Origin of the sequence: Hydrogenothermus marinus, assembly GCF_003688665.1 — a bacterium.
GTDB lineage: Bacteria > Aquificota > Aquificia > Aquificales > Hydrogenothermaceae > Hydrogenothermus > Hydrogenothermus marinus.
Window position 1 is genome coordinate 419,204 of record NZ_REFO01000010.1, and the last position, 25,420, is coordinate 444,623.

At 28.2% G+C, this 25,420-nt stretch carries 29 protein-coding genes and 4 tRNA genes; 14 read left to right on the top strand and 19 right to left on the bottom strand.

Annotation, left to right across the window (positions count from 1 at the left end):
* Positions 1-58: 58 nt before the first annotated feature.
* The 4 genes from CLV39_RS02535 to panC are packed head-to-tail and all read left to right on the top strand — an operon-like array spanning position 59 to position 4,036.
* On the top strand, positions 59-1,183 hold the full coding sequence (locus CLV39_RS02535; protein WP_121922650.1) for a pyridoxal phosphate-dependent aminotransferase: 1,125 nt from the start codon (positions 59-61) through the stop codon (positions 1,181-1,183).
* Positions 1,173-1,847 carry an endonuclease V gene (locus CLV39_RS02540; RefSeq protein WP_121922651.1) on the top strand — a complete coding sequence of 225 codons (675 nt, stop codon included), beginning with the start codon at positions 1,173-1,175 and terminating at the stop codon, positions 1,845-1,847. Before CLV39_RS02535 ends, CLV39_RS02540 begins: the two co-directional genes overlap by 11 nt.
* Positions 1,848-1,850: 3 nt before the next feature.
* The gene (locus tag CLV39_RS02545) at positions 1,851-3,194 is read left to right on the top strand and encodes a glucose-6-phosphate isomerase (protein ID WP_121922652.1); all 1,344 of its coding nucleotides are present in this window, start codon (positions 1,851-1,853) and stop codon (positions 3,192-3,194) included.
* A gap of 8 nt (positions 3,195-3,202) precedes the next feature.
* Positions 3,203-4,036: a pantoate--beta-alanine ligase gene (gene panC, locus CLV39_RS02550; protein WP_121922653.1), complete on the top strand. Its 834-nt coding sequence runs from the start codon at positions 3,203-3,205 to the stop codon at positions 4,034-4,036.
* Here the strand turns inward: panC and thrB are convergent.
* The 10 genes from thrB to CLV39_RS08835 form a co-directional block, all read right to left on the bottom strand.
* Positions 4,033-4,923 (bottom strand): homoserine kinase, encoded by an 891-nt coding sequence (thrB, locus tag CLV39_RS02555; RefSeq protein WP_121922654.1) that lies wholly within the window; start codon positions 4,921-4,923, stop codon positions 4,033-4,035. The genes panC and thrB overlap by 4 nt on opposite strands.
* Positions 4,924-5,874, bottom strand: a complete 951-nt coding sequence (rfaD, locus tag CLV39_RS02560) for an ADP-glyceromanno-heptose 6-epimerase (protein ID WP_121922655.1) — start codon at positions 5,872-5,874, stop codon at positions 4,924-4,926.
* Between the two features lie 12 nt (positions 5,875-5,886).
* Positions 5,887-6,342, bottom strand: coding sequence for an acetyl-CoA carboxylase biotin carboxyl carrier protein (gene accB, locus CLV39_RS02565; RefSeq protein ID WP_121922656.1), 456 nt, complete (start codon positions 6,340-6,342; stop codon positions 5,887-5,889).
* 19 nt (positions 6,343-6,361) lie between these two features.
* Positions 6,362-6,934 (bottom strand): elongation factor P, encoded by a 573-nt coding sequence (gene efp, locus CLV39_RS02570; protein ID WP_121922657.1) that lies wholly within the window; start codon positions 6,932-6,934, stop codon positions 6,362-6,364.
* 44 nt (positions 6,935-6,978) lie between these two features.
* Positions 6,979-7,611 (bottom strand): dTMP kinase, encoded by a 633-nt coding sequence (gene tmk / locus CLV39_RS02575; protein WP_121922658.1) that lies wholly within the window; start codon positions 7,609-7,611, stop codon positions 6,979-6,981.
* A gap of 175 nt (positions 7,612-7,786) precedes the next feature.
* A tRNA-Gly gene (locus CLV39_RS02580) sits at positions 7,787-7,862 on the bottom strand.
* Between the two features lie 3 nt (positions 7,863-7,865).
* Positions 7,866-7,953, bottom strand: a tRNA-Tyr gene (locus tag CLV39_RS02585).
* Between the two features lie 5 nt (positions 7,954-7,958).
* Positions 7,959-8,031 (bottom strand) — tRNA-Thr (locus CLV39_RS02590).
* Positions 8,032-8,109: 78 nt separating this feature from the next.
* Positions 8,110-8,469 carry an IS1 family transposase gene (locus CLV39_RS02595; protein ID WP_121922659.1) on the bottom strand — a complete coding sequence of 120 codons (360 nt, stop codon included), beginning with the start codon at positions 8,467-8,469 and terminating at the stop codon, positions 8,110-8,112.
* A gap of 5 nt (positions 8,470-8,474) precedes the next feature.
* On the bottom strand, positions 8,475-8,792 hold the full coding sequence (locus CLV39_RS08835; RefSeq protein WP_121922660.1) for an IS1/IS1595 family N-terminal zinc-binding domain-containing protein: 318 nt from the start codon (positions 8,790-8,792) through the stop codon (positions 8,475-8,477).
* A 125-nt stretch (positions 8,793-8,917) separates the two neighbouring features.
* On the opposite strand from CLV39_RS08835, the gene CLV39_RS02605 reads away from it, so the two are divergent.
* A tRNA-Gly gene (locus CLV39_RS02605) sits at positions 8,918-8,993 on the top strand.
* A 119-nt stretch (positions 8,994-9,112) separates the two neighbouring features.
* On the opposite strand, the gene CLV39_RS08545 is transcribed toward CLV39_RS02605, so the two are convergent.
* The 7 genes from CLV39_RS08545 to CLV39_RS02640 form a co-directional block, all read right to left on the bottom strand.
* Positions 9,113-9,325, bottom strand: coding sequence for a hypothetical protein (locus CLV39_RS08545; RefSeq protein ID WP_147435392.1), 213 nt, complete (start codon positions 9,323-9,325; stop codon positions 9,113-9,115).
* 88 nt (positions 9,326-9,413) lie between these two features.
* Positions 9,414-10,850 (bottom strand): F0F1 ATP synthase subunit beta, encoded by a 1,437-nt coding sequence (gene atpD, locus CLV39_RS02615; RefSeq protein ID WP_121922662.1) that lies wholly within the window; start codon positions 10,848-10,850, stop codon positions 9,414-9,416.
* Positions 10,851-10,873: 23 nt separating this feature from the next.
* Positions 10,874-11,749, bottom strand: coding sequence for a F0F1 ATP synthase subunit gamma (locus CLV39_RS02620; RefSeq protein ID WP_121922663.1), 876 nt, complete (start codon positions 11,747-11,749; stop codon positions 10,874-10,876).
* A gap of 12 nt (positions 11,750-11,761) precedes the next feature.
* Positions 11,762-13,273: a F0F1 ATP synthase subunit alpha gene (gene atpA / locus CLV39_RS02625; protein WP_121922664.1), complete on the bottom strand. Its 1,512-nt coding sequence runs from the start codon at positions 13,271-13,273 to the stop codon at positions 11,762-11,764.
* Between the two features lie 20 nt (positions 13,274-13,293).
* The gene (gene atpH / locus CLV39_RS02630) at positions 13,294-13,839 is read right to left on the bottom strand and encodes an ATP synthase F1 subunit delta (protein WP_121922665.1); all 546 of its coding nucleotides are present in this window, start codon (positions 13,837-13,839) and stop codon (positions 13,294-13,296) included.
* Complete coding sequence (locus CLV39_RS02635; RefSeq protein ID WP_121922666.1) at positions 13,840-14,373, bottom strand: F0F1 ATP synthase subunit B family protein; 534 nt, start codon at positions 14,371-14,373, stop codon at positions 13,840-13,842.
* Positions 14,370-14,819, bottom strand: coding sequence for an ATP synthase F0 subunit B (locus CLV39_RS02640; protein ID WP_245960286.1), 450 nt, complete (start codon positions 14,817-14,819; stop codon positions 14,370-14,372). Before CLV39_RS02640 ends, CLV39_RS02635 begins: the two co-directional genes overlap by 4 nt.
* Before the next feature lie 127 nt (positions 14,820-14,946).
* Here CLV39_RS02640 and CLV39_RS02645 point away from each other — a divergent pair, with 127 nt between their 5' ends.
* From CLV39_RS02645 to CLV39_RS02655, 3 genes are read left to right on the top strand one after another with little or no spacing between them, the layout of a single operon-like run.
* Positions 14,947-15,594 (top strand): methylthioribulose 1-phosphate dehydratase, encoded by a 648-nt coding sequence (locus CLV39_RS02645; protein ID WP_121922667.1) that lies wholly within the window; start codon positions 14,947-14,949, stop codon positions 15,592-15,594.
* Positions 15,595-15,607: 13 nt separating this feature from the next.
* Positions 15,608-16,147 carry a 1,2-dihydroxy-3-keto-5-methylthiopentene dioxygenase gene (locus tag CLV39_RS02650; protein WP_121922668.1) on the top strand — a complete coding sequence of 180 codons (540 nt, stop codon included), beginning with the start codon at positions 15,608-15,610 and terminating at the stop codon, positions 16,145-16,147.
* A 13-nt stretch (positions 16,148-16,160) separates the two neighbouring features.
* A complete protein-coding gene (locus tag CLV39_RS02655; RefSeq protein WP_121922669.1) occupies positions 16,161-16,931 on the top strand; it encodes an enoyl-ACP reductase FabI in 771 nt (256 codons plus the stop codon).
* Between the two features lie 178 nt (positions 16,932-17,109).
* Here CLV39_RS02655 and CLV39_RS02660 read toward each other — a convergent pair whose 3' ends face one another.
* Positions 17,110-17,349, bottom strand: coding sequence for an AbrB/MazE/SpoVT family DNA-binding domain-containing protein (locus CLV39_RS02660; RefSeq protein ID WP_121922670.1), 240 nt, complete (start codon positions 17,347-17,349; stop codon positions 17,110-17,112).
* A 147-nt stretch (positions 17,350-17,496) separates the two neighbouring features.
* Positions 17,497-18,450, bottom strand: coding sequence for a D-glycero-beta-D-manno-heptose-7-phosphate kinase (gene rfaE1 / locus CLV39_RS02665; RefSeq protein WP_121922671.1), 954 nt, complete (start codon positions 18,448-18,450; stop codon positions 17,497-17,499).
* Positions 18,451-18,573: 123 nt separating this feature from the next.
* Here rfaE1 and modA point away from each other — a divergent pair, with 123 nt between their 5' ends.
* From modA to CLV39_RS02695, 6 genes are all read left to right on the top strand, one after another.
* Positions 18,574-19,302 carry a molybdate ABC transporter substrate-binding protein gene (modA, locus tag CLV39_RS02670; protein ID WP_121922672.1) on the top strand — a complete coding sequence of 243 codons (729 nt, stop codon included), beginning with the start codon at positions 18,574-18,576 and terminating at the stop codon, positions 19,300-19,302.
* Positions 19,295-19,687, top strand: a complete 393-nt coding sequence (locus tag CLV39_RS02675) for a TOBE domain-containing protein (RefSeq protein WP_121922673.1) — start codon at positions 19,295-19,297, stop codon at positions 19,685-19,687. The genes modA and CLV39_RS02675 overlap by 8 nt, the downstream gene beginning before the upstream one ends.
* Entirely contained in the window at positions 19,687-20,355 is a 669-nt protein-coding gene (gene modB / locus CLV39_RS02680; protein ID WP_121922674.1) for a molybdate ABC transporter permease subunit, read from the top strand. Before CLV39_RS02675 ends, modB begins: the two co-directional genes overlap by 1 nt.
* A complete protein-coding gene (locus tag CLV39_RS02685) occupies positions 20,352-21,224 on the top strand; it encodes an ABC transporter ATP-binding protein (protein ID WP_121922675.1) in 873 nt (290 codons plus the stop codon). Before modB ends, CLV39_RS02685 begins: the two co-directional genes overlap by 4 nt.
* 103 nt (positions 21,225-21,327) lie before the next feature.
* Positions 21,328-23,553 carry a penicillin-binding protein 1A gene (locus CLV39_RS02690; protein WP_211325033.1) on the top strand — a complete coding sequence of 742 codons (2,226 nt, stop codon included), beginning with the start codon at positions 21,328-21,330 and terminating at the stop codon, positions 23,551-23,553.
* The gene (locus CLV39_RS02695) at positions 23,549-25,357 is read left to right on the top strand and encodes a menaquinone biosynthesis decarboxylase (RefSeq protein ID WP_407927230.1); all 1,809 of its coding nucleotides are present in this window, start codon (positions 23,549-23,551) and stop codon (positions 25,355-25,357) included. Before CLV39_RS02690 ends, CLV39_RS02695 begins: the two co-directional genes overlap by 5 nt.
* Positions 25,358-25,420 lie beyond the last annotated feature (63 nt).

Sequence of the window (25,420 nt, forward strand, 5' to 3'; positions counted from 1 at the left end):
GTATTATAAACTTATTTCAAATTTAATAAATTTCATCAATCATATATGAGGAAAGTCAATGGATAGGTTAGCAAAAGTTTCTCCATTTATAGTAATGGATATTGTTAGAGAAGCACAAAAATATAAAGATACTATACATTTTGAAATTGGAGAGCCAGATTTGCAACCTTCTCCAAAAGTTTGGCAGTTAGCAGAAAAAGCAGTAAAAGACAAATTAAATTTTTATACTGAAAGTGTAGGACTTTTAGAGTTAAGAGAAAAAATAGCAGAACATTATTATAATAAATATAAAGTTAATATCTCTCCATCAAGAATTGTTTTAACAGTTGGAACATCTGGAGCATTTTTAACAGTTTACTCAATATTGCTAAACCAAGGTGAAAAATTAGCATTTCCTGATCCTTCTTATCCTTGTTATAAAAACTTTTCCTATATTTTAGATGTTGAGCCTGTTTTAATTTCTGTTGATAAATCTACAAATTATCAACTTACCTCTAATCATTTAAGAGAGTATAAAGATATAAAAGCTATTCAGATATCATCTCCGAATAACCCAACAGGAAATATTTATAAAAAAGAGGTTTTAGAAGATTTAATTAATTATTGTGAAGAAAGAGATATTTATTTTATCTCAGATGAGATATACCATGGACTTGTTTATGATGAAAAAGAACATACTGCATTAGAATTTTCAGATAATGCTATTGTGATAAATGGATTTTCTAAATATTTTTGTATGCCAGGATTTAGACTTGGATGGATGATACTTCCTGAAAATCTTATAAGAAAAGCAGAGATAGTAATGCAAAATCTTTTTATATCTCCACCTACTATAAGCCAGTTTTCAGCTCTTGGAGCTTTTGATTATGAATATTTAGATAAAATAACAAAAGAGTATAGAAAAAGAAGAGATTTTTTATATGAGCAGTTAAAAGATATATTTGATATAGATGCAAAACCAGAAGGAGCTTTTTATATATGGGCAAATATTGAAAAATACTCAGATAACTCTTATGAATTTGTAAAGAAAATTCTTGAAAAAACTCATGTAGCAATAACACCAGGAATAGATTTTGGTAAAAATAATACAGAAAAATATATAAGATTTGCTTATACAAAAGATATAAAACATATGGAAGAAGGTATTAAAAGATTAAAAGAGTTTTTAAAAAATGAACATTGAAGATTTAGAAAGACAGCAGTTAGAACTTTCTAAAAAGCTTATTCTTGAAGATACAAAACCTATAGAAAATATTAGATTAGTAGCAGGAATTGATACAACATATACAGATATATGGACTAATCCTACTGTTGCTATCTCATCAATAGTTGTTTTAGATATAGAGAATAATTTTAAAGAAGTGGAAATAGTTTTTGCAGAAAAAGAGATAGATTTTCCATATATACCAACCTTTTTAGCTTATAGAGAACTTCCATCTATTTTAGAGGCTTATAAAAAATTAAAAACAAAACCTGATGCATTCTTAGTAGATGGAATGGGAATTTTACATCCAAGAAAAATGGGAATTGCATCTCATTTTGGAGTAATTACAGGAGAAATATCTGTTGGAATTGGAAAATCAAAACTTGTTGGAAATTTTGAAATGCCAGAAAATAAACCTTTTTCATATAAACCTATTTTTGTAAATAAGGGAAAAAGAGGATATATTTTAAGAGTTAAAAAAAACACAAATCCAATATTTGTATCCCCAGGAAATAAAATATCAGTAGACAGCTCACTACAATTAGCTTTAAAATGTATAGGTAGATATAAACTACCAGAGCCAATAAGACTTGCACATAATCATTTACAAGAATATAGAAGGAAAATTTTAAAGGAGGGTTAAATATTGATAAAAATTGATTACACAAATGTTATGGCAGATATTATTGGAGAAAGAGATGGAATATTAAGAGAAGAACTTCTTTCTTTTAGACATTTCATTACAGAAACCCATGCAAGAATTAAAAAAGAAAAAGAAAATAAGTTTTATTTTGCAAAACTTCCTTATCAAGATACTGAAGATATTAAAGAGTATGGAAAATATGTTAGAGAGAATTTTGATTATTTTGTTTTAGTTGGAATAGGTGGATCAAGTCTTGGAACTCAAATGCTTTTTGAAAGCTTAAAATGGATTAATCATAACCAGTTTGATTTTCCTAAATTTTATATACTTGATAATGTAGATCCTGAAAAAGTTGCATCAGTTTTAGAATTAATAGAACCAGAAAAAACAATTTTTAATGTTATATCAAAATCAGGTTCTACTGTTGAAACTATAGCTAATTTTTCTATAGTTTTAGACTTACTTAAAGATAAACTTGGAGATAAATGGAAAGAACATATTGTAATTACAACAGATACAGAAAAAGGATTTTTAAGAAAATTTGCAAAAGAAAATGATATAAAAACCTTTGAAATTCCTTCAAAAGTAGGTGGAAGATTCTCAGTATTAACACCTGTAGGATTATTTCCAGCATCAGCTCTTGGAATAGATATAGATGAGCTTTTAGAAGGTGCTAGAAAAATGGATTTAATATGCTCTGTAGAAGAGTATGTTGAGCATAATCCGGCTTACTTATTAGCAATGATACATTATCTTGCAAATATGAGAAGAGGAAAAAATATAGCAGTAATGATGCCTTATTCTGAAAGACTTTCATCTTTTGTTGATTGGTGGAGACAGCTTTGGGCAGAAAGTCTTGGAAAAGATGGACTTGGACAAACACCTGTAAAAGCAATAGGAACTATAGATCAACATTCTCAAATACAGCTTTATAGAGAAGGACCAAAAGATAAAATAATAACTTTTATATATGTTGAAAATCCTACAAGAGATCTAAAAATATCAGATAACATTCCTGAAGATATAGGATATTTAAAAAATCATACTTTGCATGAGATTTTGACAAAAGAACTTTTAGGAACAAGAGCCGCATTAACAAAAAGCAAAGTTCCTAATTTAACAATAACCTTAGATAATATAAATCCTTACAATATAGGAATGCTTATTTACTTATATGAAATGGCAACAGGATTTTCAGGATATTTATATAAAATCAATCCATTTGATCAGCCAGCAGTTGAAGAAGGGAAAAGATTTATGTATGCTCTAATGGGAAGAGAAGGATTTGAAGAAAAATTAGAAGAGTTTAACGAGCTTAATAAGGATAAATATAAATTAGAGATATAGAGGTAAAAATGCTAATTACAGATATAAATCAGATGAAACAAATCTCTAAAAATTTAAAAAAAGAAGGTAAAACTATAGGCTTTGTGCCAACAATGGGATATTTACATAAAGGGCATATATCTTTAATGGAATGTTCAAAAAAGGATAATGATATTACTATTGTAAGTATATTTGTAAATCCAACGCAATTTGGACCAAATGAAGATTTAGATAAATATCCACGAGATTTAGAAAGAGATTTAAAAATATGTAAAGAAGTAGCAGTTGATTATGTTTTCCATCCAAAAGCTGAAGATATGTATCCAGAAGGATATTCAACTTATGTAGTAATGGAAACTCTTACAGATAAACTTTGTGGAAAGTTTAGACCAGGACATTTTAAAGGAGTTTTAACTGTTGTAAATAAACTTTTTAATATTGTAAAGCCAGATAAAGCATATTTTGGTAAAAAAGATTATCAACAATATATAGTAATAAAAAAGATGGTAGAAGATTTAAATATGGATGTAGATATAATAGGCTGTCCATTAATTAGAGAAAAAGATGGCCTTGCAATGTCTTCAAGAAATAAATATTTATCACAAGAAGAAAGAGAAAGAGCTTTATCAATAAGTAAAGCTTTATTTAAAGCAAAAGATTTATTTGAAAAAGGGGAAACAAACCCTAAAAATTTAATTAAAGAAATGAAAAAAATAATGGAAAACAATGTAGATGAAATTCAGTATATAGAAATAGTTAATCCAAAAAACTTAGAACCAAAAGAAAAAGTAGAAAAAGGAGATATTATATTAGTAGCCGCTTTTGTAGGTAGCACAAGATTAATAGATAATATAGAGCTTTAAAACTCTACTTGTACTCCTTCTTTATCTATTTCAAGGATTTTATACTCTGCTTTTATATCTACTTCATTAAAAGCCTCTACCATAGATTTACCAATATCTTCAAAATTTTCTTTTGCCAAAGCTATCATACAACTTCCTGCACCACTTAATGAAACTCCTACGGCTCCACTATTTAAAGCATTTTCTACTACTTTATCAAAATTTGGAATTAATTTTTTTCTATAAGGCTCATGAAGTCTATCATTCATAGCTACTTTTAATAAATCAAAATCCTTATTAACAAGAGAAGATATTAAAAGTGAAACCCTTTGAACATTAAAAACTGCATCTTCTAAGGAAACCTTCTCAGGTAAAACCTTTCTTGCTTTTTCTGTAGAAAGCTCAAAATCAGGAATTACAACAACAAATTTTAGTTCTTCTGGAAAAGGTATTTTAGAGTAATAAGTTTTTTTATCTTCTACACAAGCAGTAATAAATCCACCTTTTAATGCAGGAAGTAAATTATCAGGATGAGGCTCAAACTGATAAGCAATATTAAAAAATTCTTCATCAGTTAATACTTTTTTATTTGCAGTAAAAGCTGCAACAATTGCTCCAACTATTGCAGTAGCACTACTTCCAAGGCCTCTTGAAACAGGTACATTTATTTTTTGAGTTAGTTTAACTCCATGAAAATCATTCCCAATATATTCACATGTTTTTTTTAAAACTTTAACAAAAAGATTTTTATCTGGATTTTCAAACTCAGGAATTTTTGGATAAGTTTCTATCTGAACAGTATCACTTTCTTCAACAATAAACTCATTATAAAGATTTAAAGCAACTCCTAAGGTGTCAAATCCTGCTCCAAGATTGGCAGAAGTTGCAGGTACTTTTATTTTTAACATTTAAAAAGTTTCCTCTATTCTATTTTCTAAAATATCTACATACTCTTTTATGCCTTTTTCTAAATCATATTTTGGTACAAATCCAAGTTCTTCTTTTATTTTTGTCATATCTGCTTGTGTATATTCTTGGTAAAAATCATAAGGGCAATCAAAATATTCAGGCTCAAAATCTGTACCTAAGTTTTTATTTAAAAGGGCAATAACTTCATTAAACGATCTTGCTTGTCCACTTCCTACATTATAGACAGTAGTACCTGGTGCTTTTGATGCTAAAATTGTAGCTTCTACAACATCTTTTATATAAACAAAATCTCTTTTTTGTTCTCCCCATTTAAAAATTCTAGGTCTTTTTCCTTGTTTCATCTGAAGATAAAGCTGATATATCATGCTTGCAAACTTACCTTTATGTGCTTCTCTTGGGCCATAAACATTAAAATATCTAACTCCTACTGCTTTTATTCCTGTTCGCTCAGAAAAATCCTTAGCTATATTATCCATAATATATTTTGAAAATGCATAAATATTTTCAGGAGATTTTTCTCTATCTTCTTTTAAAGGAATATGTTCTTTTACATTTCCATAAACCGATGCAGAAGATGCATAAACAACTACTGCTTCAGTATCGTAGGCAAGTTCAAGTATATTTTTAAATCCATCTACATTTTTTCTCATCATTAATTCTTGATCTGTAACTGTTGTATCAGTAATAGATGCTAAATGAAAAATAAGGTCTATTTTTGTTTCTTCCACTTTATAAAAAAGTTCATCTGTTGAAACATCACAAGCTAAAACTTCACCTTTAAATCCTTTTAAATTTTTAAAATTTGCACTTGAAAAATCATCTAAAATTAAGATTTTGCTTTCTGGGTACATCTGTTGAAGTTTTAAAGCCAGATTTGAACCTATAAATCCTGCTCCACCTGTAATTAAAATATTATTTACTTTATCCAATTTTTAACCTCTCTATTTTGGTTCTATGTAAAATAGCTCTTGTCCATAATCTACTGGTTGTCCATTTTCTACTAAGATTTTAACTATTTTTCCATTTATATCACTTTCTATCTCATTCATTACTTTTAAAGCTTCTATTATACAAAGAACTTGTCCTTTAGAAACTATATCCCCTTCTTCTACAAAAGGTGGTGCTCCAGGAGATGGAGATCTATAAAATGTCCCAACCAGGGGAGATTTTATTACATGATACTTTTTTTCTTCTTTTTGAACTTCTACTTTTGGAGTTTCTGAAGTGATAACTTCTTTAACTTCTACTTTTGGATAATTTTCTGAAACTATTTCCTTAGGTCCAATATATTGTTTGACTTTAATTTTGCCTTCTTCTGTTTCAATAGAAACTTCTTCTATATTTTTTCCTTCAATTTTTTTAATAATCTCATCTAAAATTTTTATAAGGTTATCCATAATAAAAAACCCCTCTTAATTATTCATTTACCCTTTCTATATATCTTTTATCTCTTAAATCTACTTTAACTTTATCACCAATATTAATAAATAATGGGACTTGTATTTCTGCTCCTGTATCTAAGGTTGCAGGTTTTAATGTGTTTGTAGCAGTATCTCCTTTAAATCCAGGCTCAGTATGCACAACTTCATAAACTGCTGCTTTAGGAAGTTCTATGCCAATTGGTTGGTTTTTATCAAGGTAAATCCAAACTTCCATACCTTCTTTTAAGAATTTAGCATCATCTCCAATAATATTAGCATCAACAGGTATCATATCTCCTGTAGTAGCATCTATAAACCAGTAAGAACTACCATCAAAGTAAGAGTATGCCATCTGTTTTTGTTCAAAATCTGCAAGCTCTATAGAATCTGAAGATTTATAAGTAATTTCATTTACATTTCCTGTTCTCATATTTTTAGCTTTTACTCTAACAAATGCTTGTCCTTTCCCGGGTTTTACATGTTCATATCCAAGCACTTTATAAGGTTGACCATCAACAACAATAAACATATCTCTTTTAATCTGGTTAATTCCAATTTTAACGCCCATCTATGCCTCCATTCAGATTTAATAAAAAAACTTAAATAATTTTATCATATTAAATAGTTAGTAAATTTTTTCTCCAAAATATTCAAAATATTTTTAAAAATTTCTTTTTTATCTTTTGTACCATCAATTACAAATATTCTTTCTTTTTCTTCTTCTGCTATTTTTAAAAAACCTTCTCTTAATCTTTTATGAAAATATATATCCTCTTTTTCAATTCTATCTATATTTCTTTCATTTTTTATTCTTTTTAATCCTTCCTCTACAGGAATATCTATTAAAAATGTAATGTTTGGTTTTAAACCATTAGTTGCAATATTATTTAACTGTTTTATAAGCTCTATATTTAGCCCTCTTGCATAACCTTGATAAGCAAGAGTTGAATCTATAAATCTATCACATATTACATTAATTCCTTTCTCAAGATTTGGTTTTATTACATTTTCAATATGTAAATTTCTATCTGCCTCATAAAGAAAAAGCTCTGATATACCTGTAAACTTTTCATCTGTATGAGATAAAAGAATTTCTCTAATTTTTAATCCTGTTTTTGTTCCACCAGGTTCTTTTGTTAAAATAGCTTTTATTTTTTTATTATTAAAATATTCATAAAGCATTTTTGCCTGAGTAGATTTTCCAGCACCTTCAACCCCTTCAAAAGTTATAAATAATCCTTTCATTTTTACCTCAACTGGATTTTAAATAGATGTTTTGCTAGTTTTTAAATTATATAATAGCTTTTTTCCTATTTTTCTTTAGTTTTTTTATATTTTTAGCTTGAGTTAATAGTTTTTAACAAATTAAGGAATATTTAATAAATAAGGTATGTAAAAATAGAAATGAGATGATGTAATATGGAGCGGGAGACGGGACTCGAACCCGCGACCATCTGCTTGGAAGGCAGATGCTCTACCAACTGAGCTACTCCCGCACATGGTGGAGGAGGCAGGATTCGAACCTGCGCAGGCATACGCCAGGAGATTTACAGTCTCCCGCCATTGGCCAGACTAGGCGACTCCTCCATAAAAGCTGGCGGTGGGACTCGAACCCACGACCTGGTGATTACAAATCACCTGCTCTGCCGACTGAGCTACGCCAGCATATCTATTACAAAATCAGGATAAATATTCTATATCTTATATATCTATTTGTCAAGAGTTTTTAAATTAGGTATTTAGTTAAAGAGTAGATAATAAATTCCATCTAATAAAAACTAAGGCTAATGCCCTATATAAAGCTCTAATAGATTTTGCATAAGCTTTTGTCTTTCTTTGTAGCATAGCTAATTTACTTCTTAAAAACGAATTTAATCCTTCATTCCAATTAGTACAGTTATATTTGCCTTTCTTTCTATTCCTCAAATTTTCATAAACCCTATATCCATCTGTATGATATTCTTTAGCTGTAGGAATTTGATTTAATAATTTCCAAAATGTCTCTTCATCTCTTTTCCCTATTTCAAAATATTTATAGTCTTTGTCAAAAACTACAGTCCATATCCAAAAATCATTATTTTTATTTCCTATATATGTCCACATTTCATCTAATCCTGCTTTGTTAAATTTTTTTTAATTAATATATTTTTTCTTGCTTCAAGCTTCTTGATTGCAAGTTCTCCTGCTGCTCTTATCCAACTTCTAACGGTTTCATAAGGTACTTCTAAAGACCTAGATATTGCTGCTATAGATACTCTATCTATATATAGTTTAATAGCCATGTCTTTTAATTTTTTTGGATAATGCCTTCTTTCTAGATTTTCTACAAATATTCTTTTACAACTTTTACATAAATATCTTTGTTTTCCTTGATTTGATTTTCCATTTTTTACTATTTTTTCTGAATTACAGTAAACACATCTCATTTTCTTAACCTTTTTTATTTGTATTATACATCAACTCTAAAACTGAATACCCCCTTTTAAAAGTATTTGACAAAAATTTGTTATATTATTATAATATTTATCCTCATTTTCAAAGGTACCTATTTGCGAGTGTAGCTCAGTTGGTAGAGCACTTCCTTGCCAAGGAAGGGGTCGCGGGTTCGAGTCCCGTCACTCGCTCCATTTATTATTCTTTAACTTTCTAATTAAATAAACAAATTTAATGAAAAATTTTATTGTATTTTTATTTTAGTGATTTTTAAAGTTTGATTTGACTGTGTATTCTCTATATTAATACAATATTAAAAATTACACATTGCTGTTTTAAATTCTTGATAAGAGGGAAGTTTTAAATTATTTTTGTATTTATTACATCCATAATAGCATGAATATTGGAATTTACGAGCTAAATCTTCATTTTTTCCTTCTTTTATAGCCGCTTTATAAGCAAGATAAGATAGAGGATTACAAGGGACTTCTTTTGAAAAAGTGTTTGCATAATAACAGTCTTTCATAGTTCCATAAAGCTCTTTACAAATTTTTTCTTTTGGATTTTGAGAACAAGAGAAAAATAAAGGGGGTAAAACCCCCAAAAAAATTATATTAAGCTTCTTTTTTAGCCATTTCTTCTGCTTTTCTTTTAGCATCTTCAATGTCAGCAACCATATAGAAAGCTTGTTCAGGAAGATGATCCCATTTTCCTTCAACAACTTCTTTAAATGATCTAATTGTATCTTCTCTTTTTACGTAATCACCAGGTTGTCCTGTAAACTGTTCTGCAACGTGGAATTTTTGAGCAAGGAATCTTTGTAATTTTCTAGCTCTGTAAACAATAGTTTTATCTTCTTCAGAGAGTTCTTCCATACCAAGAATTGCAATAATCTCTTGAAGTTCTTTATATCTTTGTAATATTCTTTGAACTTCTCTTGCAACTGTGTAATGTTCTTCTCCAACATACTCAGGTGCAAGAGCCTTAGATGTTGATTCAAGAGGATCTATAGCAGGATAGATACCAAGTTCTGCAAGTCTTCTTTGAAGAACAATTGTAGCATCTAAGTGTGCAAATATAGATGCTGGAGCTGGGTCTGTAATATCGTCAGCAGGTACATAAACTGCTTGAATAGATGTAATAGAACCATTTTTAGTTGATGCAATTCTTTCTTGAACTTCACCAACGTCAGTTCCAAGAGTTGGTTGATAACCAACTGCAGAAGGAAGTCTTCCAAGGAGTGTAGAAACCTCTGCACCAGCTTGAACAAATCTAAAGATATTATCTATAAATATAAGAACATCTTGATTTTCAACATCTCTAAAATATTCTGCTATTGTTAAACCTGTATGAGCAACTCTAAATCTAACTCCTGGAGGCTCATTCATTTGTCCATATACCATAGCAGTATAAGGAAGAACTCCAGATTCTTTCATTTCCATCCAAAGATCATTACCTTCTCTTGTTCTTTCTCCAACACCAACAACTACAGAATATCCAGAATGGAATTTTGCTATATTATGGATTAATTCTTGCATTAAAACTGTTTTTCCAACACCTGCACCACCAAATAATCCAACTTTACCACCTTTTATAAATGGAACAAGTAAGTCTATAACTTTAATACCTGTCTCAAATATCTCAACTTTTGTTGCTTGATCTTCAAAAGAAGGTGCAGGTCTAAATATTGGCCAGTGTTCTTCAGCTTCTACTGGTCCTGCTTCATCAATAGGTTTACCAACAACGTTGAAAATTCTTCCAAGAACTGGTTTACCTACAGGTATTTTAACAGGAGAACCTAAATTTTCAACTTCTTGTCCTCTAACAAGACCATCAGTTGGACCATATGCAACTGTTCTTACTCTTCTTTCTCCTAAATGTTGAGCAACTTCAAGATAAAGTTCTTCTTCATATTCTTTTCCTGTATCATCAATTGCTTTTCTAATTGTTTTTAAAGAATTTTTTATTTCTGGTAAATCTCCTGATTCAAATTCAACATCTACTACAGGTCCTATTACCTGTATAATTTTACCTTTGTTGTTTTCAGCCATTATTTATTTCCTCCTTTTTTACTTTACTTTAAAGCTTCTGCAGCGTTAACAATATCAATTAATTCAGTTGTAATAGATTCTTGTCTTGCTTTATTAAAGATAATAGTCCATCTTCTTATAGCTTCACCTGCATTTCTTGTTGCATTATCCATTGCAAGCATTCTTGCTGCATGTTCTGCAGTTAAAGATTCAACCATTGCTCTATAAAGTTGAAAGTCTATATACTGAATTAAAAGATTTTCTAATACTGCTTCTTTAGTTGGCTCAATATTATATTGAACCATTTTATCTATTTTTTCTAAATCTATTTTAGGTTCTATAGGGAATAACTTTCTTACTTTTGTTTCATAAGTAGCAGTTGTAATTAATTCATTGTTAATTATATATATAGCATCAGTTTCTTCTTTTATATATCTTTCTGAAAGAATACTTCCAACTTTTGAAGTAAATGTTAAGTTTACATTATCTCTATATATATCTTCATATTCAGCAATAATGTTATATCCTTTATTTTTGAAAAATTGAACTGCTTTTCTTCCAAAAAGTATTAAACTAACATTTTTACCTTCTTCTTCTAAATGTTGAACATCTTTAACTACTTTTTTTATAACATTTGAGTTAAAAGCTCCTGCAAGACCTCTATCTGCTGTTACTACTACATAATCTACTTTTTTTTCTTCTCTTATTCTTAAAAGAGGATGTGCTTCAGGATCCACATGCATTCCAAGATCATTTATAAGCTCATAAAGTTTCTCAGAATAAGGTCTTGTAGCTTGGAGCTGTATCTGAGCTTTTCTAAGTTTAGCTGCAGATACAGCTTTCATAGCTTTTGTTATTCTTTGCGTATTTTTAATACCTTGTATTTTCCTTTTTATATCCCTTGTTGAGAGTTTTGCCATTTTTTACCTCTCTTAAAAAGCAACTTTTTGTTTGAATTCTTTTATAGCTTCATCAAGTTTTGCTTTTATTTCATCATTTAATTGTTTTTCAGTTCTTATAAGTTCTAATATCTCAGGATGTTCATTATCTAAGAATACATAAAACTCTTGCTCAAACTTTTGAATAGCTTCAACAGGAACATCATCAAGATAACCATTAACTCCTGCATAAATAATAGCTACTTGTTTTTCTACTGGTACCGGTTTATTTGGTGGCTGTTTTAGGAGTTCAACCATTCTTTGACCTCTTGCAATCTGTCTTTGAGTAGCTTTGTCAAGTTCAGATGCAAACTGAACAAAGGCTTCAAGCTCTCTAAACTGAGCAAGTTCAAGTCTTAAAGTACCAGCCACTTGTTTCATTGCTTTTATCTGAGCTGCACCACCAACCCTTGATACAGAAAGACCAACATTAATAGCAGGTCTTATACCTTTGTTAAATAAATCTGTTTCAAGGAATATCTGACCATCAGTAATAGATATAACGTTTGTAGGTACATAAGCAGCAACATCACCTGCTTGAGTTTCAATAATTGGAAGTGCTGTTAATGAGCCTGCTCCAAGATCGTCATTAAGTTTAGCTGCTCTTTCAAGAAGTCTTGAATGAAGATAGAAAACATCACCAGGATAAGCTTCCCTTCCTGGAGGTCTTCTTAAAAGAAGTGATAACTGTCTATATGCATATGCATGCTTTGTTAAATCATCATATATTACAAGTGCATGCATTCCATTATCTCTAAAGTATTCAGCAATTGTACAACCAACGAATGGAGCTATGTATTGCATAGTTGCAGGATCTGAAGCTGTAGCAGCTACTACAGTTGTATATTCCATTGCTCCATGTTTTTGAAGAGTTTCAACAACTTGTCTTACAACCCCTCTTTTTTGTCCTATTGCAACATATACACAGTAAACATTTTCACCTTTTTGGTTAAGAATTGTATCTATGGCAATTGTTGTTTTACCTGTAGATCTATCACCAATAATTAATTCCCTTTGTCCTCTTCCTATAGGTATCATTGCATCTATTGCTTTAATACCAGTTTGAAGAGGTTCATGAACAGATTTTCTTTTTACAACACCTGGTGCAATTTTCTCAACAGGTGAATAATATGCTATATCTTCAAGTTCTCCTTTTCCATCTATAGGTCTTCCTATACCATCAACAACTCTTCCTACAAGTCCCTTTCCTACAGGAACTTCTAATATTTTTCCAGTTCTTTTTACAGTAGAACCTTCTTTTATTAAACTTTCATCTCCAAGTAAAACAGCTCCAACACTATCTTCTTCAAGGTTAAACACAACTCCAGTTAAACCATTTTCAAAATCAAGCATTTCACCCATTACTGCTTTTTCAAGACCAAAAACCTTAGCGACACCATCTCCAACCTGAACAACTGTTCCAACTTCTTCTAAGTTTGCAGTAGCTTCAAACTCTTCAAGTTGTTTTTTTAAGCTTTCTACTATTTCTTCACTTCTTATTGTCATCTATTAACCTCCTTTTAATCTTATCTTGTTAAGTTATAAGCAAGTTTATTTAAAAATGATTTTATTGAAGCATCTAATATATAACTTCCTGCTTTAACTACTATTCCACCAATAATTGATGGATCTTTCTTAATTTCAAACTCTACTTTTTTACCAATTTTTTTCTCTAAAATATCTTTTACTTCTTTTATTTCATCTTCTTCTATCTCATAAGCAGTAATTATTTCCCCTTTTACAGTCCCAAAGAATTTTTCTATTTCAAATCTAAATTCTTTTGATAAAACTTTTAAAAGATTTGCTCTATTTACTTTTGTAATATATTTAACAGCCTCTAAAACAGTTTCATTTATATTATTTTCTTTGCCAAATTTGTCTAAAAATTCTAATTTTTTGTTTACATCTAATTTAGGCTCTAATAAAAAATTCCTAAAATCTTTATTTTTTTTGTATAAAAATTGGAAAAGCTCTAAATCATCAGCTGCTTTTAATAAAATAGCTTCTTCTTTTGGAAGTTTATTTAAAAGAACTTTCACAACCCTTTTTAATAGCTTTTTATCTATCTTCATTTATGCCTCCAGTTGTTTTATCGTTCTTTTTACTATTTGTTTATTAACTTCAGGATTAATAGACTGTTTTACAAGTTGTTGAGAGACTTCAAGGGCTTTTTCTGCTGCATATTTTTTAAGTTTTGCTTTTGCTTTTTTCACTTCTATCTCAACACTTTCTTGGGCTTGTTGTTTTATTCTTTCTGCAATTTCTTTTGCTTCATTTATTATTGCTTCTTTTTCTTGTTTTGCAGTTTCCTCTGCAAGTTTTATATTTTCTTTATACTTTATATTTGCTTCTTCTAATCTTTGTTTAGCTTCTTGTAATGCTTTTTCACTTTCTAATTTTGCTTTTTTGGCTTCTTCAATCATTGTTTCTATAGATTTTTTTCTATTAGAAAAGTATTTAACAATATATTTTTTAGCTATTATAAATACTAATGTAAATAGAATGATAGTATTTATTAATTTCCAGATAAATGCTGAGTCAGCACCACCCTCAGATGCTATAGAAGTTCCAATTATAAATAAAGAAAACATTAATGCTTTTCTCATGCTGCTTTCTCCTTAGGAATAATTTTTTCTACTATTTCTTTTGAAATTTCTTCTATTACTTTATCAATTTTTTCTTTTTCTTCTTCTACAATTTTTTCAATTTTTTGTTTTTCTTTTTCTATAAGTTTCTCAGCTTCTTCTGTTGCAGATTTTAAAATACTAGATGCAAGTTCATTTGCTTCTTTTTTAGAAATTTCCATTATTTTTTTAGCTTCTTCCTTAGATTCATTTAGTAATTTTTCCACTTCTTGAAGAATTTTTTCTACTTCTTTATTATTTTTTTCAGCTTCTGCTAATAAAGATGAAACTGTGTTTTCTCTTTCTTGATATAATTCAAGATAAGGATCAAAAAATATTTTTTTCATTACAAACATAAATATTAAGAATAAAAACAATTGTATAAACAAAGTAATATCTGGTATCACACCAACATGAATATGCTCCACAGTTTTCCTCCATTAAATATTTAATCTAAATTATATTAACATAGAAAATAGCAATTTTTCAAAATCTAATAAAATATATTTAAAGATGATAAAATTTATAATTTAAGATATCAAGTTGAGGTAAAAAATGCCATATAGACTTTATCAAGAAGAAAAACAAAAAGCTGTAAATGTATTAAATGATATAAAAGTAAAACTTTATAATAAAGGTTGGTTCCCTGCAACAAGTGGGAATCTTTCCTATAAACTTCATGATAACCCTCTATATTTTGCAATTACAAGTAGTGGAAAAGACAAAGGAACTGTGACCCATGAAGATGTTATATTTGTTGATAAAGATGCAAATCCAATAGAAAAAACAAAGTTAAAACCTTCGGCCGAAACAAAAATACATTCTCAAGTTTATCAAAGAACAGATGCGGGAATGGTTATCCATATTCATACTGTCAATAATAATTTTATATCTGAAATTTATTTTGAAGATGGTTTTGTACCTATTAAAAACTTAGAAATGATAAAAGCCCTTGATATATGGAAAGAAAATGCTTATATAGAAATTCCAATTATTGAAAACTTTTTTGATTTAAATAAACTTGCAGAAGAAGCTGGAAAAGCTTTAAATCCAGAGGTGCCAGCTATTTTAATAAGAAATCACGGTATTTATGCTTGGGGAAGGAATGAGTTTGAAGCAAAAAGACATATAGAAGCTTTTGAATTTATGTTTGAATATATGAAAGATTTAATACTTTTTAAAGGTAGTAAAAATATTTTTTAAGGAGGTGTTGAAAATGCCAAGGCTTGTATTTAGAAACTCAGGAAAAGTTGTTGAGGATATAAATGAAATAAAATCATTTTTAGACAAGTATGGAGTTTTATATGAAAGATGGGGAGTTGATAGACTTCCACAAAATTTAATTGAAAATTATGAATTAACAGAAGAAGAACAAAAAGCAATAATAGACGCTTATAAAGAAGAACTTGAAAGATTGAAAAAAGAAAAAGGATATATTACAGAAGATATAGTAGTATTATCTGAAAAAACACCTAATCTTGAAAACTTATTAGAAAAATTTAAAAAAGAACATCATCATGTAGATGATGAAGTTAGATTTGTAGTACATGGTAGTGGAGTATTTCCTTTAAAGCTGGATGGAGAAATTGTGGAAGTATGGATTGAGGCAGGAGATTTAATAGTAGTACCAGCTGGTACAAGACATTGGTTTGAACTTGATGAAAATAGAAAAATAAAATGTATAAGAGTGTTTAAGACACCTGCAGGCTGGGAAGCTATATATGATGAAAACTGCAAAGCAACAATGAAAGATTAAATGGAGGAAAAAAATGGGTTTATTAGAAGGTAAAAAAGCTTTAGTACTTGGTATTGCAAATAAAAGAAGTATAGCTTATGGAATTGCAAAAGTTTTTAAACAAGAAGGAGCAGAAATAGGAATTAATTATTTAAATGAAAAGTTTGAGAAAAAATTAAAACCTATATCTGAAGAACTTGGAGCAACTATTTTTCATAAACTTGATGTTTCCTCAGATGAGGAGATTGAGGAATTTTTTAATGTTGTTAAAGAAAAATGGGAAGTTGTTGATATTATTATTCATTCTATAGCTTACGCAAATAAGGAATATCTTAAAGATTATTATTATAGAGTAGATAGACAGTCTTTTTTACAAGCTATGGATATAAGTGTTTATTCTTTTACAGCTCTTGCAAGACAGTTTTTACCAATATTAAATGAAGGTGGAAGTTTATTAACCTTATCTTATTATGGAGCAGAAAAAGTAATATATAACTATAATGTTATGGGAGTTGCAAAAGCAGCACTTGAAGCATCTGTAAGATATCTTGCAAGAGATTTAGGAGAGATAAAAAAAGTTAGAGTGAATGCAATTTCTGCAGGTCCTATTAAGACAGTAGCAGCAAGTGGTATTGATCAATTTTCTGCAATTCAAAAGATGTCTGAAGAAAGAGCTCCTTTAAAAAAATCAGTCAGTATAGAAGAAGTTGGAAATGCTGCTTTATTTTTATGTTCAGACTTTGCATCAGGAATTACAGGTGAAATACTCCATGTAGATGCTGGTTATAATGTAATAGGAATGTAAATTATATTACCTATCTTAACTTAGATTTTGCTACCTTTCGGTAGCATTTATCTTTTTTTTATTTTTTTATACAATTATTTAGCTTTTTATCAAAAGTTTTTATTTTATAATCCTTAGACATAGCACATAAAACGCAATCTATAAAATCTAATTTTTTGTTTCATAAATCTCATTTGCATCAACTATTATGCTTTTCAATAATAGCTTCCTTGAAAATCTCTTTTTCTTTTTCCATTATCTTTTCTATATTTTCATTTTTCTTAGTATATTTTTTTAAACTTCCTACTAAAGAACTAACAGGTTTTATAATAATCTGATTATCTTTTATTTCTATAGAATAATATTTTGAATTAATTTTCTTTCTATATTCAGCAGGAATTGTAATTTGTCCTTTTTTAGTCATTTTCGTAATATACATTACTTATCTCAAAGCAAAAGTATTACATAGCTATATATGTAATACAATTCAGGTAGTTTATCAATACCCTTAAAAATTGGGAGGAATGCAAGGTTTTATGTGGGTTTGCTGATGTGATTAGTCTCAATTTTGTCTCAATTAGAGATGTTATGGTACTAAAGATAATAATGTTTTGCTATCTATTGCAACTGTTCCTATTTCTCCAACTACCCAGCCACCTGCATAATTTGATAAAGATGCCGCTTCTTCCCATGTAGCACCTGAAACCTTAGAAACTGTCAAAACAGAAATTACTGTATCTCCTGCTCCTGTAACATCAAAAACTTTTTTTGCTTTTGCTGGAATATGAGTTATTTTATCTCCTTCAAAAAGCATCATACCTTCACTACCAAGAGTTATAAGAAGATTTTCTGTTCTTAATTTTTCTTTTATTTTCTTTCCAACTTCTTCTATTGGTGTTTCTCTACTTTCTTTTATACATTCATAAGCCTCTTTTTTATTAGGAGTCATTATTGTAATTCCTTCATATAGATGAAAATTAGAAGGTTTTGGATCAACAAATACAGGTTTTTTTGCTTTTATAGATATTTCTATTAATTCTCTTGATACTACACCTTTTCCATAATCAGAAATTATTACTGCATCAAAATCTTCAATAATATTTTTAACTTTTTTAATAACATCTTCTTTTACATTTTTTGAAAGCTTTTCTTTACTCTCTTTATCTATTCTAATAAGTTGTTGACTTACTGCTATAATTCTTGTTTTTTCTGTTGTAGGCCTTGTTTCATCTTCTATTAAAATTGGCTCTATATTTTTTTCTACAAGCATATTTTTTAGAATTTTTCCATTTTCATCTTTTCCAACAACTCCAACAATAGATGCTTTTGCTCCAAGAGTAGATATATTCCAAGCTACATTACAAGCACCACCAAGATTTACAGTCTCTTTTTTTACATCTACTACTGGTACAGGTGCTTCTGGAGATATTCTTTCAACTTCTCCCCAAAGATATTTATCTAAGATTAAATCTCCAATTATTAAAATCTTTTTATCTTTAAAATTTGATATAATCTGTTTTGCTCTTTCTTTTGTTATCATAAAAACCTCTACTCCTGGGATTTAATAAATACTATAATATATTAAAATTTTTAAGTAATACGATGAGTCAAGTTTGATTAATTGAAAATTTTGTTGGAATTTTAATAATAATGAGGTTTTAAAGTGAAAAAATTTTCAAGTTTAGTTTTAATACTTTTATTTTTTTATAATTCTTATGGAAAAACTATAACTATAGCAGTTTCTGCAAATGCAGAATATGCTATTAAAGAAATAGCTTCTATTTTTGAGAAAAAATATAATATCAAAGTTTCAGAGATTGTATCTTCTTCTGGTAAATTGGCAAATCAGATTATTAGAGGTGCTCCTTTTGATATTTTTATCTCAGCAGATATGAAATATCCTCAGTTTTTATATAAAAAAGGTTTTGCTTTAGAAAAGCCAAAAATTTATGCTTATGGCATTGTAGTACTATGGACAATGAAAAATATTCCTTTAAAATCAGTTAAAGTTTTAACAAAAGATAATATAAAAAGAATAGCAGTTCCAAATCCAAAACTTGCTCCTTATGGAAAAGCAAGTATAGAGATACTAAAAAATTACAAAATTTATCAAAAAGTAAAAAATAAGCTTATTTATGGTGAAAGTGTTTCACAAGCAAGTTTATATATTTATAAAGGCCTTGCAGATGCAGGATTTACAGCAAAATCTATAGTTTTAGCACCAAAATTTAAAAATAAAGGAAATTGGATAGAAATAGATAGAACTAAATATAAGCCTATAGCACAAGGAGTAGTTTTGTTAAGAAAAAACGGAAAACTTTTTTATCAGTTTTTATTTACAAAAGAATCAAAAGAAATTTTAAAAAAATATGGCTATCAGATAAATGAATAAATTAAAAGGAATAGTTAAAGATATTAAAACTACAGGCTCAATAAATATTGTAGAGATAGATATTAAAGGAGAAATTTTTAAAACAGTATTTTTAGAAGGTTTAAAGGATATAAAAAAAGGCCAAGAAATATTTATAATATTCAAAGAAACAGAAGTACCACTTGGAAAAAATTTATCAGGAGAAATAAGCCTTTCTAATCGATTTGAATGTAAAATTACAAATATAGAAAAAGGAAAACTTCTTACTAAGGTTATTCTTGATTTTGAAGGTGAAAAAATAATATCAATAATTACAACTTCCTCGGTAGAAAGAATGAATTTAAAAAAAGATGATAAAGTAATAGCATTTATAAAAGCAAATGAAGTAGCTCTTATGGAGGTTTAATGGAAGATTTTTATCAAACATTATTTCTTACTTTTAAACTTGCATTTATTACTACTTTTATTTTATTTTTTTTAGCCATCCCTGTTGCATATTTCCTTGCTTATAAAAATTTTAAATTTAAATCAGTTTTAGAAGCTATTGTAAGTCTTCCTCTTGTTCTTCCTCCTACTGTTTTAGGATTTTATTTTTTAATAATTTTCGATCCTACAGGAACTATTGGAAAATTTTTACAAAACTTTTTTGATTTAAAACTTGTTTTTACTTTTGAAGGACTTGTTGTAGCATCTATTATTTACAGCTTTCCTTTTATGGTACATCCTATTCAATCAGGGATGGAAAGTCTTCCTAAAGCAATTATTGAAGCATCTTATACTCTTGGAAAGTCTACTTTTCAAACTTTAATAAAAGTAATACTTCCAAATATAAAACCTTCACTTTTAACAGGAATAGTTTTATCATTTGCCCATACTATTGGAGAATTTGGAGTTGTTCTTATGGTAGGTGGTTCTATTCCGGGAAAAACAAAGGTTGCATCTATAGCAATTTATGAAGAAGTAGAAAGTTTAAACTATGAAGAAGCCCATAAATATGCCTTAATACTGCTTTTAATATCCTTTTTAGTTCTTGCCATAGTTTATTCATTAAATAGAAGGATAAAAACCCTATGATTAAAATAAAGATTAAAAAAAAGCTTATTTCTACAGATATTAAACCTTTTTATTTAGATATAGATTTACAGATAAAAAATAATCAGTTTATAACAATTTTTGGAAAATCAGGAAGTGGAAAAACTACTATTTTAAGAACAATTGCAGGTCTTGAAAAAGCAGATGAAGGATTTATACACGTAGTAGATGAAGTATGGCTTGATACTAAAAAAGGTATAAATCTGCCACCTCAAAAAAGAAAGATTGGCTTTTTATTTCAAGATTATGCTTTATTTCCTAATATGAATGTTGAAGAAAATATAAAGTTTGCAATGGAAAAAGAAGATAAAAATCTTCTTGAAGAACTTCTTGAAATTTTAGATATAAAAAATTTAAGAAAAAGAAATATTAATACATTGTCAGGAGGTCAAAAACAAAGAGTAGCTCTTGCAAGAGCTATAGCAAGAAAGCCTAAAATATTACTTTTAGATGAGCCTTTATCTGCATTAGACTATCAAATGAGACAGATGCTACAAAAAGAGATTTTAAAAATCCATAAAAGATTTAATCTAACTACTATAATGGTAAGTCATGACAGAGCAGAAGTTTTTAAAATGTCTGAAAAGGTTATTGTAATAGAAAATGGGAAAATAATTAAAGAAGGAACACCTGAAGATGTTTTTTTAGAAGAAAAAATATCTGGAAAAGTAAAAATTTATGGAGAAATTTTAGATATAAAAAAAGAAGATATAGTCTATGTAATAACAATACTTGTTGGAAATGATATTTTAAAGGTAGTAGCTACTGAAGAAGAGATTAAAGGATTAAAAGTTGGTGATTTAGTACTTTTATCTGTAAAAGCATTTTCACCAATTATAATAAAAGTTTAGACTAAAGGTTAATTAATTTGCTAAAATAAAGGTATAAATCTCAAAATTTCCTATTTAAACTATGAAAAAAATAAAATTTAGAACAATTTTTTTAAGCTTAATATTGCTTTTAGTTATTTCTATATTTTTATATTTTCTATACTTAACTTTTACTTTACCTGATATAAAGAAATTAGAAAATTTTCAACCTTCACAAGCTACAAGAATATATGATTATAAAGGTAAATTACTTTCTGAAATCTACCTTCAAAAAAGAATTTATGTTCCAATAGAAAAAATACCTGACTTTGTCAAAAAAGCATTTATAGCTACAGAAGATAAAAGTTTTTATACAAATATAGGAATAGATTTTGAAGCTATATTAAGAGCACTTATAAATGATATTAAAGCAGGGCATATAGTAGAAGGTGGAAGTACAATATCTCAACAGCTTATAAAAAATCTATTTTTAACACCAAAAAGAACAATAAATAGGAAAATAAGAGAAATTATTTTAGCTATAAAACTAAATATGATTTATCCAAAAGATAAAATTTTAGAGCTTTATCTAAATGAGATATATTTAGGGCATGGGGCTTATGGGATTGAAGCGGCATCTGAAACTTACTTTGGTAAACATGTATGGCAGTTAAATATATGTGAAGCGGCAGTTTTAGCAGGACTTCCAAAAGCACCAAGTAAGTATGATCCTTTTAAAAATATAGAAGAAGCAACATATAGAAGAGATGTAGTAATAAATAATATGTTAAAAGAAGGTTATATAGATGAAGATACTGCAGAAAAATGTAAATCAGAGCCTATAAATCTTAATTATGATAAACCTGAAAAAATATATGATTATTCAGTGGAAGCTGTTAAAAAATGGTTAGTAGATAGATATGGATATGAAGCTTTAACTAAAGGTGGATATAAAGTATATACAACTATAGATAAAGATTTACAGATGAATGCTTCTGAAATAATGAAAAATAACATAGAATTACTTCAAGATAAATTTGGAATTAGAACTCTTACTAAACAGGAAATAGAAACTTTATTAAATCAGTATAAAAAGCAAAAAAAAATAAAAAGATTAAAAGAAGGGAATATATATATAGGTTTAGTTTCTGATATTAAGAAAAACAAAGTTAAGATTCTTTTACCAAACTTTGAAGGATATTTTAATTATAAAAAAACAAAATATTTTCATAAAGGAATGCCTGTTTATGTAAGATATAAAGGAGGAAATCAGTTTGAGTTTGTTCCTTATTTAGAAGGTGCATTAGTTGCAATTGATCAAAAAACAGGAGAGATAAGAGCTTTAGTAGGTGGATATGATATAAAAAAATCACAATTTAATAGAGCTTTATATGCAAAAAGGCAAACTGGTTCTTCATTTAAACCTATTGTTTATTTAGATGCATTAATGAATGGTTATACCCAGGTTTCTGTTTTAAAAGATGAGCCTATATCTTTTTGGGATCCTGATAGATATGAAGAATGGATACCGGAAAATTTTTATAAAAAGTTTTATGGAGATGTTTCTTTAAGATATGCCCTTGTTCATAGTTTAAATGTAGCTTCTGTATATCTTTATGATAAATTAAATTCTGAAGAAGTAATAAATTTAGCTTATAAACTTGGGATAAAAACAGAGCTTCCAAATGTTAAATCTCTTGTTCTTGGAACTGCAGATATATCCCCTCTTGAAATGGCAACTGTTTATGCCACATTTGCAAATTATGGTAAGAAATGTGAGCCATTTTTAATAAAAAAGATAGAAAATAGTAAAGGCGAAGTTATTTATGAAAATAAACCTAACTGTCAACAAGTTGTACCAGAAGATATAGACGCAGTATTAATAGATATGTTAGAAGGTGTTATCAAAGAAGGAACAGGAAAACAGGCAAATGTTTTAGGACTTCCTTTAGCAGGGAAAACAGGAACAACAGATGAATATTCAGATGGTTGGTTTATTGGATTTTCACCATATATTACTACTGCAGTATGGGTTGGTTATGATATAAAGAAAAAGATTGGCTGGAAAGCTACAGGAGCAAGAACTGCCCTTCCTATCTGGATAGATTTTATGGCTACAGCTCACGCAAATATTGATAAAGTAGAAGATTTTAAATTTCCTGATGATACTGCCTATTATCCTATAAATGAAAAAACTTTTAGCCTTTCTGATGGAATTTGTGATTATAAAAAAGAGTTATTTATAATTGGTACTGAACCGGAATATGATTGTGAAGGTAATTTTAGATTTTATATTCCAGATAAATTTTTAACATTTTTAAATGAAGATATTCCCGAATTTAAAATAAAGCAGGTAGAAAATGGAAATTAATCAGTTTTTAGAAGAAGCAAAAAAAAGAAGCTGGCTTAAAATAATAGATAAGCCTTTAGATGTTAATCTTGAAATTCCACATGTTGCTTATATAGAAACTAAAAAAGAAGATTCAAAAATCCTTTTATTTAAAAATCCAGTAGATAAAAAAGAAGGAATAAAATATGATATCCCTGTATTAATGAATACTTTTGCAAATTATGAAATTACCGAATTTATTTTTGGAAAACATCCAGATAAGATTGCAAAAGAGATAGAAGAATTATTACATATAAAACCACCAGAAAGTTTTAAAGAAAAAATAAATTCTTTAAAAACTGTTTTTAAACTAAAAAATATATTTCCCAAAAAATTAAAAAAAGAAGGAAGATGTCAGCAGATAAAATACACAGAAAATATAAATCTTGATATTATTCCTATACTAAAAACATGGGAAAAAGATGCAGGAAAATTTATAACTGCAGGACATATTTATACTCAAAGTATAGATGGTAAAATAAAAAATCTTGGTTTATACAGAATCCAAAAACTAAATAAAGATAAACTTATTATCCATTGGCAGATTCATAAAGATGGAAATCATTTTTTTCAAGAGTATAAAAAAGCAGGTAAAAAAATGCCTGTTTCTATAGCAATAGGAGGAGATCCATTATATTTTTGGTGTGGGCAAGCACCACTTCCTTATGGAATTTTTGAGCTTTTATTATATGGATTTATAAGAAATAAAAATCCAAAGCTTGTAAAATCTATTACAAATGATATTTATATTCCTGAAGATGTTGATATAGTAATAGAAGGAGAAGTTGATCCGAATAATTTTGCCCCTGAAGGACCTTTTGGAGACCATACTGGTTATTATACCCCTGTTGAAAAATTTCCAGTAATGGAAGTTAAAGCAATTACAATGAAAAAAAATCCTATATATCAAGCTACAGTAGTAGGAAAGCCACCTGTTGAAGATAAATATATGGGATGGGCTACAGAAAGAATATTTTTACCACTTTTAAAAACAACAACCCCTGATTTAATAGATTATCATATGCCAGAAAATGGATGTTTCCATAACTTACTTATTGCAAAAATATCCCCAAGATATAAAGGTCATTCAAAACAGATAATGCATGCTTTATGGGGAGTTGGGCAGATGAGCTTTTTAAAGCATGCTATTTTTGTTGATGAAAATGCACCTGATTTAACTGATTATGAAAATTTAGCAAGATACATACTAAATAGATTAAGTAATAAATCCTTTTTAATTACAGAAGGAATAGTTGACCAGCTTGACCATGCAAGTTATGAATCTCTCGTTGGTGGAAAACTTGGAATAGATGCAACAGGTAAAGAAATAAAAAAAGAGATTGAAATTTTAGATGATAAAGCCCTTTTGGAAAAACTTCAAAAACTGGATAAAGATATAAAAGAGATAAAACAGTATTTTACAGATACTTCAAATCCAATTTTATTAGTAAAAATACAAAAAACAAAACCTGTAAAAGAAATTTTTAATAAATTAAAACAGCTAAAAAAACATTTAAAAATAGTGATTTTTCTTGATGATAAAAAAGAAAATGATTTAAACAATCCATATATGCTTGTTTGGAGAATAACAGGAGATATAGATGCATTATATGATGTTTGGATAGAAGAAATATGGGGAGTAAATGCTACTTCTAAAAATGATATTGATGGATATTATAGAAAATGGCCAGAAGAGATTAAATGTAATAAAGAAGTTTTAAATAGTTTAAAAGAAAAAGGCATAATTGATATAGACGAAAATTTTCTTAAAAAATACCAAATTTAAAATTTTTGACTTGAAAATTTTTATATTTTAAATTTATTTAACAAAAATAAGAAAAGGAGAAAA

Coding starts and splice junctions, on each gene's coding strand:
- CLV39_RS02535 (WP_121922650.1), top strand. CDS start 59: ATGGATAGGTTAGCAAAAGTTTCTCCATTTATAGTAATGGATATTGTT.
- CLV39_RS02540 (WP_121922651.1), top strand. CDS start 1,173: ATGAACATTGAAGATTTAGAAAGACAGCAGTTAGAACTTTCTAAAAAG.
- panC (WP_121922653.1), top strand. CDS start 3,203: ATGCTAATTACAGATATAAATCAGATGAAACAAATCTCTAAAAATTTA.
- thrB (WP_121922654.1), bottom strand. CDS start 4,923: ATGTTAAAAATAAAAGTACCTGCAACTTCTGCCAATCTTGGAGCAGGA.
- accB (WP_121922656.1), bottom strand. CDS start 6,342: ATGGATAACCTTATAAAAATTTTAGATGAGATTATTAAAAAAATTGAA.
- efp (WP_121922657.1), bottom strand. CDS start 6,934: ATGGGCGTTAAAATTGGAATTAACCAGATTAAAAGAGATATGTTTATT.
- tmk (WP_121922658.1), bottom strand. CDS start 7,611: ATGAAAGGATTATTTATAACTTTTGAAGGGGTTGAAGGTGCTGGAAAA.
- CLV39_RS02595 (WP_121922659.1), bottom strand. CDS start 8,469: ATGTGGACATATATAGGAAATAAAAATAATGATTTTTGGATATGGACT.
- CLV39_RS08835 (WP_121922660.1), bottom strand. CDS start 8,792: ATGAGATGTGTTTACTGTAATTCAGAAAAAATAGTAAAAAATGGAAAA.
- CLV39_RS08545 (WP_147435392.1), bottom strand. CDS start 9,325: ATGAAAGACTGTTATTATGCAAACACTTTTTCAAAAGAAGTCCCTTGT.
- atpD (WP_121922662.1), bottom strand. CDS start 10,850: ATGGCTGAAAACAACAAAGGTAAAATTATACAGGTAATAGGACCTGTA.
- CLV39_RS02620 (WP_121922663.1), bottom strand. CDS start 11,749: ATGGCAAAACTCTCAACAAGGGATATAAAAAGGAAAATACAAGGTATT.
- atpA (WP_121922664.1), bottom strand. CDS start 13,273: ATGACAATAAGAAGTGAAGAAATAGTAGAAAGCTTAAAAAAACAACTT.
- atpH (WP_121922665.1), bottom strand. CDS start 13,839: ATGAAGATAGATAAAAAGCTATTAAAAAGGGTTGTGAAAGTTCTTTTA.
- CLV39_RS02635 (WP_121922666.1), bottom strand. CDS start 14,373: ATGAGAAAAGCATTAATGTTTTCTTTATTTATAATTGGAACTTCTATA.
- CLV39_RS02645 (WP_121922667.1), top strand. CDS start 14,947: ATGCCATATAGACTTTATCAAGAAGAAAAACAAAAAGCTGTAAATGTA.
- CLV39_RS02650 (WP_121922668.1), top strand. CDS start 15,608: ATGCCAAGGCTTGTATTTAGAAACTCAGGAAAAGTTGTTGAGGATATA.
- CLV39_RS02655 (WP_121922669.1), top strand. CDS start 16,161: ATGGGTTTATTAGAAGGTAAAAAAGCTTTAGTACTTGGTATTGCAAAT.
- CLV39_RS02660 (WP_121922670.1), bottom strand. CDS start 17,349: ATGTATATTACGAAAATGACTAAAAAAGGACAAATTACAATTCCTGCT.
- rfaE1 (WP_121922671.1), bottom strand. CDS start 18,450: ATGATAACAAAAGAAAGAGCAAAACAGATTATATCAAATTTTAAAGAT.
- CLV39_RS02675 (WP_121922673.1), top strand. CDS start 19,295: ATGAATAAATTAAAAGGAATAGTTAAAGATATTAAAACTACAGGCTCA.
- modB (WP_121922674.1), top strand. CDS start 19,687: ATGGAAGATTTTTATCAAACATTATTTCTTACTTTTAAACTTGCATTT.
- CLV39_RS02685 (WP_121922675.1), top strand. CDS start 20,352: ATGATTAAAATAAAGATTAAAAAAAAGCTTATTTCTACAGATATTAAA.